Source organism: Streptosporangium vulgare (assembly GCF_042428775.1).
In the GTDB taxonomy this organism is placed as follows: Bacteria; Actinomycetota; Actinomycetes; order Streptosporangiales; family Streptosporangiaceae; genus Streptosporangium; species Streptosporangium vulgare.
The window spans coordinates 24600-42639 of the sequence record NZ_JBHMBS010000026.1 but is presented as its reverse complement, the minus strand read 5'-3'; the positions used below and the strand labels follow the sequence as shown (position 1 = coordinate 42639).

17 protein-coding genes are annotated in these 18040 nt (G+C 71.9%); 8 read left to right on the top strand and 9 right to left on the bottom strand.

The features are described 5' to 3' along the window. Positions 1-13 precede the first annotated feature (13 nt). Positions 14-463, top strand: coding sequence for a DUF1931 family protein (locus ACFFRH_RS35275; protein WP_386161792.1), 450 nt, complete (start codon positions 14-16; stop codon positions 461-463). A gap of 202 nt (positions 464-665) precedes the next feature. Continuing rightward, positions 666-1817 carry a glutathione-independent formaldehyde dehydrogenase gene (locus ACFFRH_RS35270; RefSeq protein WP_386161790.1) on the top strand — a complete coding sequence of 384 codons (1152 nt, stop codon included), beginning with the start codon at positions 666-668 and terminating at the stop codon, positions 1815-1817. Positions 1818-2049: 232 nt separating this feature from the next. Here ACFFRH_RS35270 and ACFFRH_RS35265 read toward each other — a convergent pair whose 3' ends face one another. The 3 genes from ACFFRH_RS35265 to ACFFRH_RS35255 form a co-directional block, all read right to left on the bottom strand. Further along, positions 2050-2670: a methylated-DNA--[protein]-cysteine S-methyltransferase gene (locus ACFFRH_RS35265; protein ID WP_386161788.1), complete on the bottom strand. Its 621-nt coding sequence runs from the start codon at positions 2668-2670 to the stop codon at positions 2050-2052. Continuing rightward, positions 2667-3158, bottom strand: coding sequence for an RNA polymerase sigma factor (locus ACFFRH_RS35260; RefSeq protein ID WP_386161787.1), 492 nt, complete (start codon positions 3156-3158; stop codon positions 2667-2669). Before ACFFRH_RS35260 ends, ACFFRH_RS35265 begins: the two co-directional genes overlap by 4 nt. Before the next feature lie 123 nt (positions 3159-3281). Beyond that, a complete protein-coding gene (locus ACFFRH_RS35255; RefSeq protein WP_386161786.1) occupies positions 3282-3782 on the bottom strand; it encodes a methylated-DNA--[protein]-cysteine S-methyltransferase in 501 nt (166 codons plus the stop codon). A 428-nt stretch (positions 3783-4210) separates the two neighbouring features. Between ACFFRH_RS35255 and ACFFRH_RS35250 the strand changes: the two genes are divergently transcribed. Continuing rightward, positions 4211-4615 (top strand): ATP-binding protein, encoded by a 405-nt coding sequence (locus tag ACFFRH_RS35250; RefSeq protein WP_386161784.1) that lies wholly within the window; start codon positions 4211-4213, stop codon positions 4613-4615. Between the two features lie 142 nt (positions 4616-4757). Here the strand turns inward: ACFFRH_RS35250 and ACFFRH_RS35245 are convergent, their stop codons facing one another. The 3 genes from ACFFRH_RS35245 to ACFFRH_RS35235 form a co-directional block, all read right to left on the bottom strand. Beyond that, positions 4758-5639, bottom strand: coding sequence for a hypothetical protein (locus ACFFRH_RS35245; protein WP_386161782.1), 882 nt, complete (start codon positions 5637-5639; stop codon positions 4758-4760). Between the two features lie 15 nt (positions 5640-5654). Then, the gene (locus ACFFRH_RS35240; RefSeq protein WP_386161780.1) at positions 5655-6158 is read right to left on the bottom strand and encodes a hypothetical protein; all 504 of its coding nucleotides are present in this window, start codon (positions 6156-6158) and stop codon (positions 5655-5657) included. A gap of 576 nt (positions 6159-6734) precedes the next feature. After that, positions 6735-7781, bottom strand: a complete 1047-nt coding sequence (locus tag ACFFRH_RS35235; protein ID WP_446697429.1) for an LLM class flavin-dependent oxidoreductase — start codon at positions 7779-7781, stop codon at positions 6735-6737. Between the two features lie 396 nt (positions 7782-8177). Between ACFFRH_RS35235 and ACFFRH_RS35230 the strand changes: the two genes are divergently transcribed. After that, positions 8178-9107: an alpha/beta fold hydrolase gene (locus ACFFRH_RS35230; RefSeq protein WP_386161778.1), complete on the top strand. Its 930-nt coding sequence runs from the start codon at positions 8178-8180 to the stop codon at positions 9105-9107. 361 nt (positions 9108-9468) lie between these two features. After that, the gene (locus ACFFRH_RS35225; RefSeq protein WP_386161776.1) at positions 9469-10491 is read left to right on the top strand and encodes an aldo/keto reductase; all 1023 of its coding nucleotides are present in this window, start codon (positions 9469-9471) and stop codon (positions 10489-10491) included. A gap of 30 nt (positions 10492-10521) precedes the next feature. On the opposite strand, the gene ACFFRH_RS35220 is transcribed toward ACFFRH_RS35225, so the two are convergent. Further along, positions 10522-11706, bottom strand: a complete 1185-nt coding sequence (locus ACFFRH_RS35220) for a sensor histidine kinase (RefSeq protein ID WP_386161775.1) — start codon at positions 11704-11706, stop codon at positions 10522-10524. Further along, positions 11703-12356 carry a response regulator transcription factor gene (locus ACFFRH_RS35215; protein WP_386161773.1) on the bottom strand — a complete coding sequence of 218 codons (654 nt, stop codon included), beginning with the start codon at positions 12354-12356 and terminating at the stop codon, positions 11703-11705. The genes ACFFRH_RS35220 and ACFFRH_RS35215 overlap by 4 nt, the downstream gene beginning before the upstream one ends. A gap of 88 nt (positions 12357-12444) precedes the next feature. Between ACFFRH_RS35215 and ACFFRH_RS35210 the strand changes: the two genes are divergently transcribed. Then, positions 12445-13812 carry a S41 family peptidase gene (locus ACFFRH_RS35210; RefSeq protein ID WP_386161771.1) on the top strand — a complete coding sequence of 456 codons (1368 nt, stop codon included), beginning with the start codon at positions 12445-12447 and terminating at the stop codon, positions 13810-13812. Between the two features lie 145 nt (positions 13813-13957). On the opposite strand, the gene ACFFRH_RS35205 is transcribed toward ACFFRH_RS35210, so the two are convergent. Beyond that, on the bottom strand, positions 13958-14926 hold the full coding sequence (locus tag ACFFRH_RS35205) for a LysR family transcriptional regulator (RefSeq protein WP_386161769.1): 969 nt from the start codon (positions 14924-14926) through the stop codon (positions 13958-13960). Positions 14927-15062: 136 nt separating this feature from the next. Between ACFFRH_RS35205 and ACFFRH_RS35200 the strand changes: the two genes are divergently transcribed. Both ACFFRH_RS35200 and ACFFRH_RS35195 read left to right on the top strand, forming a co-directional pair. Continuing rightward, a complete protein-coding gene (locus ACFFRH_RS35200) occupies positions 15063-16559 on the top strand; it encodes an MFS transporter (protein WP_386161767.1) in 1497 nt (498 codons plus the stop codon). Between the two features lie 243 nt (positions 16560-16802). Further along, complete coding sequence (locus ACFFRH_RS35195) at positions 16803-18026, top strand: SfnB family sulfur acquisition oxidoreductase (RefSeq protein ID WP_386161765.1); 1224 nt, start codon at positions 16803-16805, stop codon at positions 18024-18026. The last annotated feature ends 14 nt before the right edge of the window (positions 18027-18040 follow it).

The window sequence follows — 18040 nt, the reverse complement described above, 5'->3', positions numbered from 1 at the left end:
GAAGGAGACCTCCATGGCTGTCATGGCGGTGCCGAGATTCGAACGCTTCTTCCGCAGCGCCGCAGGGATCGATGTCGACAAGGACGACCTCCGGCGCTACGGCGACTTCGTGAACGACAAGCTCTACGACCTTCTGGTGATCGGCCAGGCCCACGCCAAGGCGAACCGTCGCGACATCATCGAACCCTGGGATCTACCCGTCACCAAGGGCCTCCAGGAGAGCATCCACCGGTTCCGCCTCCTCGACGAGGACATCGAGCTGAAACCCGTCCTGGAGCAGCTCGCCACGCTGCCTCCGCTCGACCTGTCGGTCGGCGAGGAGACCGTCGGCCGCCTGCCCGAGATCGTCGGCGGCCTGTCGGTGGCACTGGCCCAGGCTTTCAAGATCGTGGATCCGGAGGTGAAGAACCCCGCGACCGAGCAGTGGGAACGCACGACACGTGTCTTCGACCTGCTGCTCTGAGGCGGCCGGGACGGTCTCGGCGATCAGCTCGGCAGGCCCGCCCCGGACGCCCGGTGAATCCGGCGCCGAGCCCGCCCAGGGGCGCGGCCGCGGCGAGCGAGGAAGGAGGAACGAACCGTTGACCTGCTGTACGGCGTAGAACTCTCGCCCCGTCGTCGACGGGTAAGGCGATCCTTCGCAATCAACCGCATGCGAGGAAATCATGAAAGCGATCGTGTACAACGGGCCTCGACAGGTAAACGTCGAGGAAGTCCCGGACGCGCGCATAGAGCGGCCCACCGATGTCCTGGTTCGCATCACCACGACCAACATCTGCGGGTCGGACCTGCACATGTACGAAGGCCGGACCGACTTCGAGACGGGCCGCGTCCTCGGTCACGAGAACCTCGGCGAAGTGGTCGAGGTCGGATCGGCCGTCGACCACGTCCGCGTCGGCGACGTGGTCTGCATCCCGTTCAACATCTCGTGCGGCTTCTGCGCGAACTGCGAAAAGGGCCTGACGGCCTACTGCCTCACCACCAATCCCGAGCCGGGCATGGCCGGGGCGGCCTACGGCTTCGCGGCCATGGGGCCCTACAGCGGCGGCCAGGCCGAGTTGTTGCGCGTGCCCTACGGCGACTTCAACTGCCTCGTCCTCCCGGACGACGCGAAGGAGAAGCAGAACGACTACGTGATGCTCGCCGACATCTGGCCGACCGGCTGGCACGCGACCCAACTCGCCCAGGTGGAGGCGGGCGACTCGGTCGTGATCTACGGAGCGGGACCCGTCGGGCTGATGGCCGCCTACTCCGCCACGCTCAAGAACGCGAGCAAGGTGATGATCGTCGACCGCCACCCCGACCGGCTCGCCAAAGCCGAGGAGATCGGCGCGATCGCGATCGACGACTCCCAGTCGCCACCGGTCGATCAGGTCATGGAGCTCACCAAGGGCCTGGGCGCCGACCGGGGCTGCGAGTGCGTGGGCTACCAGGCCCACGACCCACAGGGGCACGAGCACCCCAACATGACGCTCAACGACCTCGTCAAATCGGTCAAGTTCACCGGGACCATCGGCGTCGTCGGCGTCTTCATCCCGTCGGACCCCGGCAGCCCGGACGACCTCTTCAAGCAGGGCGAGATCGCCTTCGACTACGGGATGTTCTGGTTCAAGGGCCAGATGATCGGCAACGGCCAGTGCAACGTGAAGCGCTACAACCGGCAGCTCCGCACGCTCATCCACGAAGGGAAGGCCCGGCCGTCCTGGGTCGTCTCGCATGAGCTGAACCTGGACGACACACCGGACGGCTACGAGCACTTCGACCGCAGGGATCTCGGCTGGACCAAGGTCGTCATCCACCCCGGCGAGCTCAACTGACACACAGCGCCCGGACCGCCGCCGCGATCGCGCACGCCATCGCGGCGCCCGGCCCCGGGCGAAGGCCGGCCGCCGTGATGGCACGTCCATCGCCGGAAGGCCCCCCGTCGAGGAAGTGACGACCATGGGCGGCGCTCGCGCGCTCAAGGACGAGCGGCCCGAGGCCTTCGACGCCCACGACCTGAACCGTCTTCCTCGACGCCACGGCCGGGAGGGGGTCCTGGTGATCCCGTCACCCGGCCCCCTCCAGGGCGAGCAGGGCACGCTTGGCCTCGGCACCGCCCGCGTACCCCCCGGCGCCGCCGTCGGAGCGCACCACCCGGTGACAGGGCACCACGACGGGCAGCGGGTTGGTGGCGCAGGCGCTGCCCACCGCGCGGACCGCCCGGGGACTGCCCGCCGCGGCGGCGACCTGGGCGTAGCTCTCGGTACGGCCGTAGCCGATCTCCCCCAGGTGCCTGAGCACCTCGCGCCGGAACCCCTTCGACAACCGCCAGTCCAGCGGAAGGTCGAACCCGGTGCGCCGGCCGGCGAAGTACTCCTCCAGCTGCCGGCTCGTCTCCTCCAGGCGGGCCGGAGCGCACAGCACGCGCGGGCTGATCACCTCGGCGAGCTGCCGGAGCACGGCGTCGTGGTCCTGGACGGCGTAGGCGATCCGCACCAGCCCCTGAGCGGTCGCGGCCAGCAGCAGCGTCCCGACCGGTGTCTCCAGGGTGCGGTAGGCGACGTCGAGGACGCCCTCGCGCAGCGCCCGCTCGGCGAGCCGCCCGCGCAGCCGGGCCATCGCGGGGGCGTCCTGGACGGGAAGCGCCGCGAACAGCCGTTCGCCGCGGGGATCGGATGCGGTGCTCATCGGGCCACTTCCCTCTGCTCGGCCGGTCGCGGATAGGTGGTGCGCAGGGTCTTGATGCCGTCGGCCGCCGCCCTGCGGGCGGCGTCGGTACTCCCGCCGTGCAGGGCGGCGATCTCCTTGTACGGCAGTCCGGCCAGGTAGTGGTAGACCACCGCCTGGCGCTGCCGGACCGGCAACGCCCCGAGGGCCCGCCACAGATCGCCGTCCCACTCCTCCGGCCGGCCGACGCGGCTGGGACGCTCCGGCAGCGCCTCCACCGGGACGGGCCTGCGAGCGGAGGCGCGGGTGACGTCGATGGCCTTGCGGTGGGCGACCGTCACCAGCCACGCCTCGACGTTCGCCCCGGGCGGCAGGTCCGGGTACGCCTTCAGTGCCGCCAGGAAGGTCTCCGACCAGGCGTCCTCGGCGTCCTGAGGCCCCAGCACCGCCCGGCACACGCGCAGCACCATGGGCCCGTACTCGGTCACGATCTCCTCGAAGGGTCGCATGGTCCCACCTTGCCCGTCGACCGGCCGCGTCCCGGCGAGGCACGGCTTCCGGAACGGCCTCGCACGAAACAGCGTCCCCTGGAACAACCTCACGCAGAACAGCCCTGCTCAGAACAACCTCGCTCAGAACAACCTCGTCGCCTTCAGGGCGGCAGGCTCCTCCAGGTCCAGCAGGAACCGCTTGCGCTCCAGCCCCCCGGCGTAACCGGTCAGGCCGCCGTCCGCGCCCACCACCCGGTGACAGGGCACGATCACGCTCACCGGGTTGCGGGCGTTCGCGGCGCCGACCGCCTGGGCCAGTGACACGTTCCCCAGCCGCCGCGCCAGCTCCCCGTACGAGCGGGTCTCGCCGAAGGGGATCTCCGTCAGCAACCGCCACACCCGCTGCTGGAACGCATCCCCCCGGGGGGCCAGCGGGAGCTCGAAGCGGGTCCGCTCACCGGCGAAGTACTCCCCCAGCTGGCGGCGGACCTCCTCGAAGCCCGAATCGCGGTAGACGCCCCGCTCCTCCGGCCCGGGGCCGCGGAGGTGCCGCTCGAAGTACAGCCCGCTCAGCACGCCGTCCTCGGCGACCGCGGTCAGGTCACCCAGCGGCGACGCGATGACGGTGTGGGTCCTGGCCATCTCACTTCGTCCCTTCCAGCGCTGCGGGGCCGCCCGCGCGGCCCCCACTCTTCACCCTTGAAGACGTCCGGCGACCGGAAAACGTGAGAAACGCGGGAGGGACCCGCGTCCGGGTGGGGTCCCGCCCCGGGAACCCTCACGGAACACACTCCCCGCCACCGCCCCTGCCCGGGAACGGCGGACACCCGTCCGATACGTGGCCGAGTGCCGGCGCACACGCGGCGCCGCCGGGACTGATGTCCGGTTCACGAAGGATGTCGGACGGTTTCACCTGGGGCGGGAGCGCTCCCGCCCAGGATCGATGATTGAGCAGGTCAGAACGGGTAGTTCCTCTTGCACAACTTTCACAGCGACCGTTCTGATCATGGCAGACACGTCGGTAGCCCCCCGCTGAACGCCATGGACGGTAATCACGTAAGGGGACGCACATGCACACCGATCAGCGTGGCCACTGGCCGATCAGCACCGACCTGATCGGCCTGCGCCGGCATCTGCAGCGCTACATGAGCCAGGTGGGCCTCGCTGGGACACGACGCGACGACCTGCTGCTGGCGGCCAACGAGGCCGTCATCAACGTGCTGGAACACGGCGACGCGGCCGGGAGCGTGAGCGTCTGGCGCGACGAGGAGGACCTCGTCGTCGACGTCGTCGACGACGCCGGACGCCTCGCCCCCGACCAGGCCGACCGCCGCCGGCCGGGTCCCGGCGCGGTCCGCGGGTTCGGGCTGTGGCTGATGGGCCGCCTCTGCGACGAGTTCACCATCTGCCAGAGCGACGGCCGCTCTCACGTCCGGTTGCGGATGCACCTGCACGCCACCCCCGGCGCCGGATGACGGCGGCACGCCACCTCCGGCGCCGGGTGACGGCCGGTGGTGGTGACGCCCCCGCGCCTCCAGGCGCCTCCAGCGAGCCGGGCCCGCCCGGCGGCCTCGTGTCCGGCGGCGGCCCGCGCCCCCGGCGTGGCCGCCGCCGGACTCAGCCGGTGTGTGAACCGGGTTCCGCGAAGCGGCGGGCCGTGAGCATCAACGGGGTCTCGACCCCGTACCGGCAACTCGCCTCGGCGAGGAAGGCGGCCAGCCATCCCACGGCGTCCAGCGACCACTCGGCGAGGGTGCCGTGGAAGATGGCCCGGTGGCGAGCGGGACCGAGCCACACCTCGTCGATGACGGTGGGCTCCAGGACCACCTCGTCGCCGTCCGCCACGGAGACCGAATCGTCGTCATCTGTCACGGAGACCGCGTCACACGAGAAGACGTCCTGATCGAATTCCCGCATCCACCGGAGCATCCCCGGCGCCGCCGAGCGGACGGACGGATCCTGCCCGCCGTCCAGTGTCACCCGCACCCGTGTCCTCAGGCGCGGGTCGCCGTCGGCGAACCAGCCCGTCTCCTGGAGCAGGGGCATCACGGCGCCCACGCGCGACGACGCGCCCGCGGACGCGTCGAGGCTCTGCACGGGCAGCAGGAGCCGAACCGCCCGCAGACGAACGGTGCCGACCCGCGCCACGACGTCGTCCACGCACGACAGGAACGCCTGCACCGGCAACGGCCGGCCGGCCGGGACCGGCCTGGTCAGCGACACCTGAAACCACGCGACCCGGGCCGGCCGCGGTTCGCCGAAGGCCGCGGAGGCCGGGGCCCGCGAGGCCGGGACCGGGTCCTGCCCGGCGTCGTTCATCCCCCACAGGCCGCCTGACGCGTCCTCCTCGGCCTCGGTGAGCCATCCCATCGCGGACGACCTCGCGACGAACAGGCTGTAGGCGTCGGAGGAGGCGACGAGAGGATCCCGCCACGGATGCGGCTCCAGCTCACCGTACAGAGCCGCGAACATGGTGCCGCCGGGTCGTCTGATACTCACGTCGCCCCTCCCGCGTTACAGCCTGCAGTAGATGTTCTGCCCCGGCGTGTAGAGCTTGCCCGGGTCGTCGGCCAGGCCGACCAGGTCGACGTCGATGACGCTACGCCACCCCGTCAGGCTGCCGCTGGTGCAGACCCCGCGCCCGGTCGCGCGGTTGCCGGCCCCGCCGCCGGACCTCACCGTCGCGGTGCCCGCCGTACCGGCGTTTCTCCAGCTGCCGTCAGCGTAGTACTGCTGCAGCTGGACGGTGACGATCGCCAGCGTGGCGTTGCAGTTGCCGTTGACCCACCAGCCGTGCCCGGACGCCTCGAAGGCGGACCCGGAGATGTGGACGTAGTCGCCTCTGGTCTGGAAGACGCACACCGCGGCGGGCGCCCGGCCGTTGTCCGGGGAAGCCGAGTTTCTCGAACCGGCCTCACCTCCCGCGGGGGCGGGCGCGGGAACCGGGGCGGGCGCGGGCGGCGGGGCGGACCTCTCCGGAACCGCGATCGCCGAGGTCTGGGACATCGCGAGAAGCATCGCCCCCACGATGCCGGCCGTCGTGGAGATCCTACGAAAAGGGTTACGCATGACCGCACCTCCGAGCTGAGTCGAGCGGGATCAGGGGTTGCCGCGCACCCCCTGACGGGCGCGCCCCTGACGGCGGTTGAGAACGCGCGAGGCGCTGACCTGGATCGGCACGCCAAGCGTAAGTAAAAGTGTCATCGCCATTCCGCCGTGTCAAGAAAATTAAAATCGTTAAGCAGCGTTTTGTTGCGATATGGGTCGCGATTTCACTTACACACAGATAAGCGGTCAGAAAATCTTTCTAGTGGATATTTCGTTACAGCTTACAAAAAGCCCGAAATGTGGGAAGAAATGCCGGACGACAAACCCTTGTCGACCCAGGAGGGTTGTTTTGTGTTTGCGGGTTGTGGTTTGATCGACCAGCCGACCGGCTTTACAATGTAGATCAGATCAGTGCCGGACGATCCGGTCGATCAGCCGCCGGGCGCCCGGTCGAGCCGCATGGTGTCGCCCGAGACGCCCGGGACGCCCGAGACGTCGGCCGCGTTCCAGGCCGTCGAGGATCAGCGCCACCAGCGCCGTCAGGGGTCAGCCGCCGAGCCCGGGCAGCACCTCGGCGCCCAGCCGGCGGATGTTCTCCAGGGTGCGGGCGTGCTCACCCGTACCCTCGACCATGAGGATCAGGTGTTCGAGCCCGGTCACCTCGCGGGTGCGCCGGATCGTCTCCACACAGTGGTCGGCGTCACCCACCGGATGGACGCCGGTCAGGAAGTCGACGTACTCCCCCACGTCCCGCACGGGCCGCCGCCGGCCGTCCACCGGCACGTATCCCGCCAGGCCGGGCTCCAGCCAGCGGGGCATGGCGGCTTTCAGCTCCCGTACGGCCGCCCTCGTCGAGTCGGCCACGTGCCCGACGACGGCGGCCAGGTGCCGGACCGCATGCCGGGCCGTGTCCGTGCCGGATCCCATCCCGGCTCCCGTGCCCGCCTCCGTCGCGGGTGGGGACGCCGCGTCGTAGTCGGCGAGCATCGCGGCCTTGCCCGCGTCGTCCAGGTGCATGCCGAGCAGCATCGGCAGCCCCCGCCCGGCAGCCAGCCGCGTCGTCTCCGGCGAGGTGCACGCCACGACGGGCCGCATCGACGCCGCCGGGACCATCGCGACCTCGCGGAAACGGAAGAACTCCCCCTCGGCCGACACCGTGCGCCCCTCCATGGCCCGGCACAGCAGGTCGAGCGACTCGGCGAAGCCGTGCTCGAACCTCGCCAGGCCGGTGCCGAACACCTCCAGGTCGACCCAGGGACCGCCCCTGCCGACCCCCAGCGTGAAACGCCCCCCGGACAGGTGGTGCAACATCGCCGCCTGCTCCGCCAGCGCCACCGGGTGCCACGTGGACAGCACGCTCACGGCGGTCCCCACCCCGATCGTCCGCGTGCGCCCGAGCGCCACGGCCGCCAGCGTCGCCGCCGACGGGCAGACCCCGTACGACATGAAGTGGTGCTCGGCGATCCACGCGTCGTCGAATCCCGCCTCCTCCGCGACCTCGATCGCCTCCACGCAGTCACGCAGCACCCGTCCGTGCGGCCTGCCGGGAAACCCGGCCGCGACCAGGAAGATTCCGATCCGCACCCTGCTCACGACCTCCTACGCGCGCGCCGGGGACGACGCCGGGGACGGCACGGTGTGGACCCGCCCCCGGCACCTGCCCGTCCGGTGGTCCACGCCCCCCGCCGGGCGAAGGAGCCCCGGTCCCGCCCGCCTACCGGAGATACCGACATCTCACGCGCCTCCCTCTGAACCCGTCGCGGCGCCGAGAAGGCCGCGCGACTCCTTTTCCACGATCTTTCCCGGCCGGTCCCGCGGCAGGACGTCGACGAGGAGCACTCGCCCGGGGATCTCGTGTCCGGCCGGTCGCCTCGCGAGGCTAGAGATCACGCGCCGAATCCGTCAAGGTTTCGCGCTCGTTCTCGGCCGTGGCAAAGCACCACATCCTTGCTGTGAACACGGCTCGGCGTCCGCGAGTGCGCCGAGTCGATGCACCGGTTCCCCGACCGGTGGACGCACGCGCCGCACTGGTACGAGGTCTTCACCCTCGGCGTCGCGGCCGCCGCCCTTGTCTCCGCGAGGCCGGGGCGAGCCGCCGCCGCCGCGACCTGGCGGACGCCTGACGGCTCGGGCCTACTTCTGCGTCCTGTTCTGCGTGGCCGGGCCGGGGTCGCGCGACTTGGATGGAGAACACCGGGACAGGCGCCGGGCCTGTCCGTCCAGCCGCGGGAGCCGACCATGACCACCACCGGGAACATCGTGCTCGTGCACGGCGGCTTCGTGGACGGATCCGGCTGGCGGGGCGTCCACGACGAGCTGACCAGGGACGGACTCCGCGTCCACATCGCGCAGAACCCCACCCGGTCGCTGGAGGACGACGTCGCGGTGACCCGACGGGTCCTGGACGGCCTCGACGGCCCGGCCGTCCTGGTCGGCCACTCCTACGGCGGGGCCGTCATCAGCGAGGCCGGCACCCACCCCAACGTCGCGTCACTGGTCTACGTCGCCGCGTTCGCCCCCGACAGGGGCGAATCGGTCAGCACCCTCACCGCCGCCCCACCGCCCGGCGCGCCGGTACCGCCCGTCCTCCCTCCCGTGGAGGGCTTCCTCCTCCTCGACCGCGACAGGTTCGCCGCCTCGTTCGCCGCCGACCTGCCCGGCCAGGTGGCCGCGTTCATGGCCGACTCCCAGGTCCCCTGCGGCGTGGACGCCCTCGCCGGGGCGGTCACCGAACCGGCCTGGCGGCACAAGCCCAGCTGGTACCTCGTCGCGACCGAGGACCGGATGATCCCGCCGCCCGCCCAGCGCGCGATGGCCGAGCGCGCCCAAGCGACGGCCGTCGAGGTCATCGCCAGCCACGCCGTCCACATCTCCCAGCCCGCCGCGGTCGCCGACCTCATCCGCGAAGCCGCCGCCTAGGGGTTCCCGCCCGCCCCGCGCATGCGGGCGGCGCCGGGATGCGCGGGGCGGGTCGCGGAGCCGGGATCGTGGCCCTGTCAGGGCTGGTCTCACCGCGGCCTTCCCGGGCACGGTCCCGGCTGCCAGGCTCGGACCCGTGAGCGCGTTCACCGTCCGGGGTACGCGGAGACGTACACCGCGGGCGGGGAGCGGGCGGGCGGCCCCGGAGCCTCCAGGAGCGGCCCGAGGCGGCCCGGTTCGCGTCCCGCCCGGCCCGGTCCCGGCGAGACGGTTCCGGGCGGCCCGGTTCCGGCGGGACCCCGACGACACGGGGCCCGCGCGCGCGGTTCCCACGACCACCGACCACCGGAAAGGACCTTCCTTGCGTTACCGACCACTGGGCCGGACCGGGCTGCGGGTGTCCGAGCTGTTCTTCGGAGCGATGACCTTCTACAGGCGCGGCGGCCCCGACGTGCCGCAGGAGTACCGGGCCATGCTCGACACCTACGCCGACGCCGGGGGCAACGTCGTCGACACGGCCTCGGCGTACGGCGAGAGCGAGGAGATCCTCGGCGAGCTCCTCGCCGGCCGCCGGGACCGCTTCGTCGTCGCCACCAAGTACACGCTCTCCCGCGACCGCACCGACCCGAACGCCGCGGGCAACCACCGAAAGAACCTCACCCTGTCCCTGGAGCGCAGCCTGCGGCGGTTGCGGACCGACCACATCGACCTGTACTGGGTGCACCTGTGGGACCGCCACACCCCGGTGGAGGAGACGATGCGGGCGCTGGACGACGCCGTACGCGCCGGGAAGATCCTCTACGTGGGCGTCTCGAACGCCCCGGCGTGGCTGATCAGCCGCGCCGACACCCTGGCGGAGTGGCGGGACTGGACGCCGTTCGCGGGCCTGCAGGTGCCGTACAACCTGCTCAGGCGCGACGTGGAGCGGGAGCTGCTGCCGATGGCCGAGGCGTTCGGGATGAGCGTGGCCGCGTGGGGGCCGCTCGCCGGCGGCGTGCTGTCCGGGAAGTTCACCGGCCGGGCGGCCACGGAAGCGGGAGGGGACACCCGGGTCGATCCCGGCTCCCTCACCGCGCGGGACCACGCGGTCGCGGATGCCGTCCGGAAGGTCGCGGACGACCTGGGCGTCACGGCGGCCCAGGTGGCGATCGCCTGGACCCGCGCCCGCTCCCCCGCCGTCCACCCGATCGTCGGCGCGAGGAACGTCGGGCAGCTCACCGACAACCTGGGCGCGGCCGGCGTCGTCCTCCCCGGGGAGGCGGTCCGGCGCCTGGAAGCGGCGACGGAGTTCGAGGTGGGCTTTCCCGGCGACTTCATCGCCGAATGCGAGGCCGACCCGTGGGTGTTCGGCGAGGCGCCCACGGAGCCCCGCGTCCGGTCGTGACCCTCCGGGCCGCGCGTCTCCGGCGCGTCGTCAGGTCCACCAGGCCGTACGGCCGGTGAGTCCGGTCCGGTCCGGCGGGAAGCCCGGGGGCGTCGGCGGAGCGTCCCACCTCCGGTCCCGATGCCCGGCGAACGCCACGACGAGTTCCAGCCCGCCCCCCGGGTTGGGGCTCGCCCGTACGCCGGCCCCGTGCGCCTTCGCGATCGAGGCGACGATCGACAACCCGAGCCCGGCGCCCTGCTCCCGGGTCGTGTGCAGCCGCCGGAAGGGCTCGAAGAGGTCGCCGAAACGTTCCTCCGGCACCTCCGGGCCGGTGTTCCTGACGGTCAGGACCCCACCGGCGAGCGTCACCTCGGCGGTTCCGCCGGGATGGTTGTGGCGGACCGCGTTGTCGACGAGGTTGGTGACGAGCCGGTTCAGCAGGATCGGGTCGCCGTGGACGACGAACGGCTCGGTCCGTGCCGTCACGGTGACGTCGCCGGAGCCCTCCTCGGCCAGGACGAGGCGTACCACCTGGTCCAGGGCCACCGGTCGCCGCCTCTCCAGGCCGTGTTCCGCCTGGGCCAGGACGAGCAGGGCGTCGATGAGGTTCTCGGTGCGGCGGTTGTGGAACAGGAGCTTGTCGCGGATCTCGCCGACGTCCTCGGGGAGGCCGATCTCGATCGCCGCCCGCTGGACGGCGAGCGGGGTGCGCAGCTCGTGGGAGGCGTTCGCGACGAACCGCCGCTGCCCCTCGACCGAGCGTTCGAGCCGGTCGAGCATCGCGTCGAACGTGTCGGCCAGTTCCTTCAGCTCGTCCTTCGGCCCGGTGAGCGCGATCCGCTCGTGCAGGTTCGACAGCGACAACCGCCGCGCGGTCGCGGTGATCCGGTGGACGGGCCGCAGGATCCGCCCGGCGACCAGCCATCCGACGACCACCGACACCACCGCGAGGATCCCGACCGTCAGCGCGGTCACCTCCCACTGGTAGCCGATGACGTCGTCCACCAGGTCGGGCAGCGGCACCGGCAACGGCCGATCCGCCGGCATACCCGGCACATCCGGCATCCCCTGCACCGGTGCCACCGGCGCGGGGGGCGGCGGCACCGGGAACCGCGCGATCCGCGTGTGCAGCGCCCGGCTCAGCAGCAGGTTGACCGTGACGAGCAGGATGACCGAGGTCAGCAGGAACAGCCCGGAGTAGGCCAGGGTGAGCCGTACCCGGACCGTCGTCACAGCAGGTATCCCGCGCCGGGAATCGTCTGGACGCACGGCGGGTCGCCCAGTTTCGCCCGCAGGCGGCTGACCACGACCCGCACCACCGTCGTGAACGGGTCGGCGTTCTCGTCCCAGGCCTCCTCGAGCAGCCGTTCGGAGCTCACCACCGCGCCGTCCGCCCTCATCAGCACCTCCAGGACGGCGAACTCCTTGAGCGACAGGTGCAGGTGCCGCCCGTCCCGCGACGCCTGGAGCCGGTGGGTGTCGACCACGATCCCGTGCCGCGCCAGCACCGGCGGTACCGGCGACCGGCTGCGCCGCCCCAGCGCCTTCACCCGCGCGACCAGCTCGGCGTAGTCGAACGGCTTGGGCAGGTAGTCGTCGGCGCCCATCCCGAGGCCCTCGACCCGCTCGGGCACCGACGCCGCCGCCGTCATCATCAGGATCCGCGTACGGCTCCCGCGCGCCGCCAGCTCACGGCACACGAGGTCGCCGTGCGTCCCGGGCAGGTCCCGGTCCAGGACGAGGACGTCGTAGTCGTGCAGCGCCAGCCGTTCGGCCGCCGCGTCGCCGTCGTACACCACGTCGACGGCCATGGCGTGGCGGCGCAGTCCCATCGCCACGAGATCGGCCAGGTCGCGTTCGTCTTCGGCCACCAGAACCCGCATGCCGACGTTCCTACCCGAACAGAGGTAACAGCGGCGTTAACCGATCCGTTCACCGCCGCGAAACCCGCTTCCGGCCACGCTGACGGGCATGATCAGAACCCTCTGCGCGGCCGTCCTGGTGACGGCCTGCTCCGTGTCCGCGGCCGCCCCGGCATTCGCGGCGGATCCGTCGCCCCGGCCGAAGCCCTCGTCCTCACCGGCCGCCCCGGACGGGGGCTGCGCGCCCGTCACGGCCCCGCCGCCGGAATCGGCGCCGCCGACCTCGGTGAACACGCTCAGGCAGGCGTACTTCTGCGTGCTGGACAACTACTACGGCGCTCCCGTTCTGGATTCGAGGGAGCTGCTGAAGAACGCCCTGGCCGCCTACACCCAGGACCTGATGCGGCGCGGCGCCGACCGGCCCGGCCTCCAACTGCCCGCGCTCACCGGCGACCGCGACACCGACTGGGCCGCCTTCGCGAAGGTCCTGGGCACCGGCGACCCCGCCGCGCTGCGCGCCGCGATCACCGGCATGGTCGCCGGGCTGCACGACAACCACGCCCGCTGGGAGAGGCCGTCCCCGCCGCCGGAGGGCGGCCCCGTCGGAACGGGCATCGCGGGCGCGTCCGCCGTCCGGGGCCGGGAACTCGACCCGGCGGCCCGGCCACCGCTGTTCATCACCCGCGTCCTGCCCGGCAGCCCCGCCGCCAAGGCCGGTGTCAGGCCCGGCGACATCGTGCTCAAGGCCAACGGCATGCCGCCGTTCGTCGGGGGAAGGGCGAACCAGAGCTTCATCGAGGCCCTCGCCTCAGGCACGGTACGGGTCACTCTCAAGCGCCCCACGACGGGACGGATCCGCACCATCGACCTCAAGGAGGGGCCGATCACCCGGCAGCCTCCGGCGGTGACGTCGAAGACGCTTCCCGGCGACGTCGCGTACGTCCAGCTGCCCGGATTCCACGAGGGCGCCGCCGACCAGGTCATCGCCAAGCTGGGGGGCGAGCCCAAGGCGGTCATCCTCGACCTGCGCGGCAACGGCGGCGGATCGCCTCGCGAGGTGACGCGGCTGCTCGGCGCGTTCGCGCACGGCAAGGTCACCAGCTACTTCTGCCCGCCCAAGGGTGAGTGCGTGCCCAACAGGACCGACGACAGCGTCCCGCTGCTCGGCCTGCGCCTGGTCGTCCTCACCGACCGCGGGTGCGCCTCGGCCTGCGAGGACTTCAGCGCGGCCGTGAGGGGCAACGGCCTGGGCACCCTCGTGGGGACCCGCACCGCCGGAGCCGTCTCCGGTCCCGCCGCCGCGTTCCTCCTCGACGACGGCAGCGTCCTGCTGCTGCCCAAGGTCCGCCACCTCGGCCCCGACCGCGAGATCATCGACACGATCGGGGTGCCGGTCGACCACCACGCTCCCCTGACCGCCCTCGACCTGGCCACCGGGCGCGACCCGGGCGTGTCCAAGGCGCTCTCGCTCCTTTAGCTTCCACGGCTCCCGTGGTCCCTGGGTGGGCGCCCGCGCCCGCCCAGGGTGCCGTCAACGGCCTACCGCGGGGCGGGCCGGTACGAGGTGCGGCGGCCGGGGCGGCGAGGGAGGAGGCGGGGCGATCGCCGTCCCGCGCCCCTGGTCACGATGTCGCCTGAGCGGCCCCGGGGCCGGGCTCTTCCGGCTCGCGAGCCTGCCCGTCCGTGCCTTCCGTTCCGGTCTCCCGCAGACACACACCGATCACGCAGTCGCGCAGCCACCGGTGAGCCGGGTCCGCGTCGAGCCGGACGTGCCACAGCAACGACACCGTCACCTCGGGAGCGCGGAAGGGCAACTCGAAGGAGCACATCCCTCGCCGCAGGTTCGCGGTGTGACGCTCCGGAACCGTGGCGACCAGGTCCGAGGCCTTCGCCAGCGCCAGCGCGGCGCCGAAGCCGTCCACGACCGTCACGATCTCCCGCCGGCGGCCCGTCGGGCGAAGAGCCTCATCCACCAGCCCCTCCGTCAGACCGCGCCGCGAGACGTGCACGTGCCGCGAGGAGGCGTAGCGGGCCGGCGTGACCTTCCCGGTGCTCAGCGGGTGCTTCCTCCGCACCACCCCGATGAACCGGTCGGTGAACAGTGGCCTGCTCAAGACGTCCGGAGGCATGGCGTGCTCGACGACGCCCGTCTCCAGGTCGACACCGCCGTCTCGCAAGGGGCCGACGTCCTTCCTGGTCTTCCGCGTCAACCGGAGCCGCACGCCAGGCGCCTGTCTGCCGACCATGGCCACCAACGCGGGTCCGAACCTCTCCACGAACCCGTCGCTGCTGCGCAACGTGAAAGTCCTCTCCAGCGTCGCCAGGTCCAGCTTCTCGGCCGGCCTCAGAACCTCTTCGGCCTCCTGGACCAGGCCACGCACGCGAGCGCGCAGCTCCAGGGCGCGGGGCGTGGGCACCAATCCCCGGCCGGCCCGCACCAGCAGCGGATCACCCGTGGCCCGCCGCAACCGCGCGAGCGCGCGGCTCATCGCGGACGGGCTGAGCGCAAGCCGTTCCCCCGCCCGCGTCACGCTGCCCTCCTCAAGCAGGACGTCCAGTGTGACCAGCAGGTTCAGATCGGGCCGGGCCATACGCACATGCTCTCATGCACCAGGCCGGACATGGCGTTTCATGCACAAATGACTTTCCATCCTTGCGTCTTCCGCCAGGCCGGGACGAGACCTAGCGTCCATTGCGACCCCCTCGAATTCAGGAAGAGGCATCGTCTTGAGACCAGCAACACCCCCGGGTGCCGAGCGTGAGCGGACACCGCCCGCGCGCCGTCCGCCCCTGGCATGGGCGCTCACCGCGCTGTCGCTGTCCGTGCTTCTGCCCTCACTGGGCACGAGCATCGCCAACGTCGGCCTGCCGGCCATGGCCGTGGCCTTCGACGCCTCCTTCAACGAGGTCCAGTGGATCGTGATCGCCTATCTCCTGGCCCTCACGACCCTGATCGTCGGTGCCGGCCGAGCCGGTGACATCGCCGGCCGGCGTCGCCTCCTGCTCGGCGGCATCGCCGTGTTCACCCTCGCGACGCTGCTGTGCGGTCTCGCCCCGAACCTTCCCCTCCTGGTCGCCGCCCGGGCGCTCCAGGGAGCCGGCGCCGCGTGCATGATGGCACTGACCATGGCCTTCGTCGGCGAGATGGTGCCCAAGGAGCGCACCGGCGGCGTCATGGGGCTTCTGGGGACGATGTCGGCAGTCGGCACGGCGTTGGGGCCCTCCCTGGGTGGAGCCCTGATCGCGGTCTTCGGCTGGCGTGCGATCTTCCTCGTCGCCGTGCCGCTCGGCCTTCTCACGCTCACGCTCACATTTCGGGTGCTGCCCGCCTCCGCACCGGCGGTGAGCTCCGCACGCCGGCGTTTCGACACCGTGGGCACGGTGTTGCTGGCGATCACCCTGGGCGCTTACGCGCTGGCCATGACGATCGGAGGGAACTCGTTCGGCCCGTTCTCCATCGGATTGCTCATCGTCTCTGGGGCGGGCCTCGGCCTGTTCGTCATCGCCGAGAGCCGTGTCTCATCCCCGCTGCTCACCCTCTCGATGTTCCGCGATCCCGCCCTCGCCGCCGGCCTGACGACGAGCGCACTGGTCTCGACCGTCATGATGACCACTCTCGTCGTGGGGCCCTTTCACCTGGCCCGGGCACTGGACCTCACCCCGGCCCTCGTCGGCCTGGTGATGTCGGCCGGCCCCGCGGTGTCCGCCCTCACCGGCGTCCCGGCGGGCCGTGCCACCGAGCGCTTCGGAACCGAGGCGATGGTGGTCGTCGGGCTCGGCGGCATCGTCGGCGGTGCCGTGGTGCTCTCCTTGATGCCCACGGCGGCCGGTGTCATCGGATACGTCCTGCCCCTGGTCGCCGTCACCGCCTGCTACGCGCTGTTCCAGGCGGCCAACAACACCGCCGTCATGAAGGACGTGTCCCCGCACCAGCGTGGCCTGGTGTCGGGCATGCTGAACCTCTCCCGGAACCTCGGTCTCATGACCGGCGCGTCGGTCATGGGGACGGTCTTCGCCTTCGCCGCCGGCACGGGTGACGTCACCACAGCCGCGTCGGCGGAGGTGGCTCGCGGAACTCACCGGACTTTCGCTGTCGCGGCTCTCCTCGTGGCCCTGGGTCTGGCCGTGGTCCTGGTGAAGTTCCGCCGCTCCCGCCGGGCCGTCCCGGTCGCGCAGGCCGTCCTCGTCCCGCGAGCCTTCGAGGACGACCGCCGCTCAGGATGAGAAGGCTCGCGGGGAGAGCACCCGATCTCACGAGCGGGGCGCCGGTGTTCCGGCTGTCGATCGGCGGGAAGCCCGGGCCCGTCGAGGAGGCGATCCGGCGGCCGGACCGGTCCGGCGCGGCGCGGCGTCTCCGCGAGCGGCCACCCGATCATCCGGCCGTCACCCACCCACAAAGCGGATATTGCCTACCATTTATGCAGGAAATAGGGTGATCCCAACCTGACACGCAGAACGGACATCAGTATGAGTATCGACAGCACAACGCCCCAGGCTCCCGGCCTGCCGGGGGCACATGTGATCGCCGATGACGCGGAGGCGGTCGCCACGGCCCGCGCGCTGGCGGCCGAGTTCGCGCCCGGCGCCGCCGAACGCGACGCCGGGCGGCTGCTGCCCGTCGCGGAACTGGACCGGCTCTCCGCGAGCGGGCTGCTCGCGATCACCGTGCCACGCGAGCACGGCGGCGCGGACGTGGGCGCGCGGACCCTCGCCGAGGTGGTGCGCCTGCTGGCCGCCGCCGACCCGAACATCGCGCAGATCCCGCAGAGCCACTTCGTCTACCTCAACGTGCTCCGCCGCCAGGGCACCCCCGAGCAGCGGAAGTTCTTCTTCGGCGAGGTGCTCGCCGGTGCCAGGCTGGGCAACGCGCAGTCCGAGGCCGGCACCAGGAACGTGCAGGACTACCGCACACGGCTGGTGCCCGACGGCGAGGACGGCTTCCTGCTGCGAGGGGTGAAGCACTACAGCACCGGCGCGCTGTTCGCGCACTGGATCCCGGTACTGGCCCGGCGCGAGGACGAGACACTGCACGTGGCGTACGTGCCCAGGGACGCCGGTGGGCTGACGGTGATCGACGACTGGGCCGGGATGGGCCAGCGGACCACGGCCAGCGGAACCGTGCGCCTCGACGACGTGCGCGTGCCCGCGAACCGCGTGGTGCCGCACCACCTGACGTTCACCGGGCCGCAGCTGCACGGCGCGGTGGCCCAGCTCCTGCACGCCGCGATCGACGTGGGCATCGCCGGCGGCGCGCTCGCGGAGGCGCTGGAGTTCGTCCGCACCAAGGCGCGGCCCTGGTTCGAGAGCGGGCTGGACAGCGCCGCCGAAGACCCGCTCGTCATCCAGCGGGCGGGCGAGCTGACGATCAAGGTACGTGCCGCGGAGGCCCTCCTCGCCGCGGCCGCACGGGAGGTGGACGCCGCGGCGGCGGACCTGACGGAGGAGTCAGCCGCCGCCGCGTCCATCGCGGTGGCCACCGTGAAGGCGTACGTCGACCCGGTCGCGGTCGAGCTGGGCGGCGCGGTCTTCGAGCTGGGCGGCACCCGCGCCAGCCTGGACGGGCTCAACCTGCACCGCCACTGGCGCAACGCCAGGACGCACACGCTGCACGACCCGGCCCGCTGGAAGATCCAGCACATCGGCCGCTACGTGCTCAACGGGCGACTCCCGCCCCGCCACGGCCTGCTCTAGCCCCTCTCGACCCC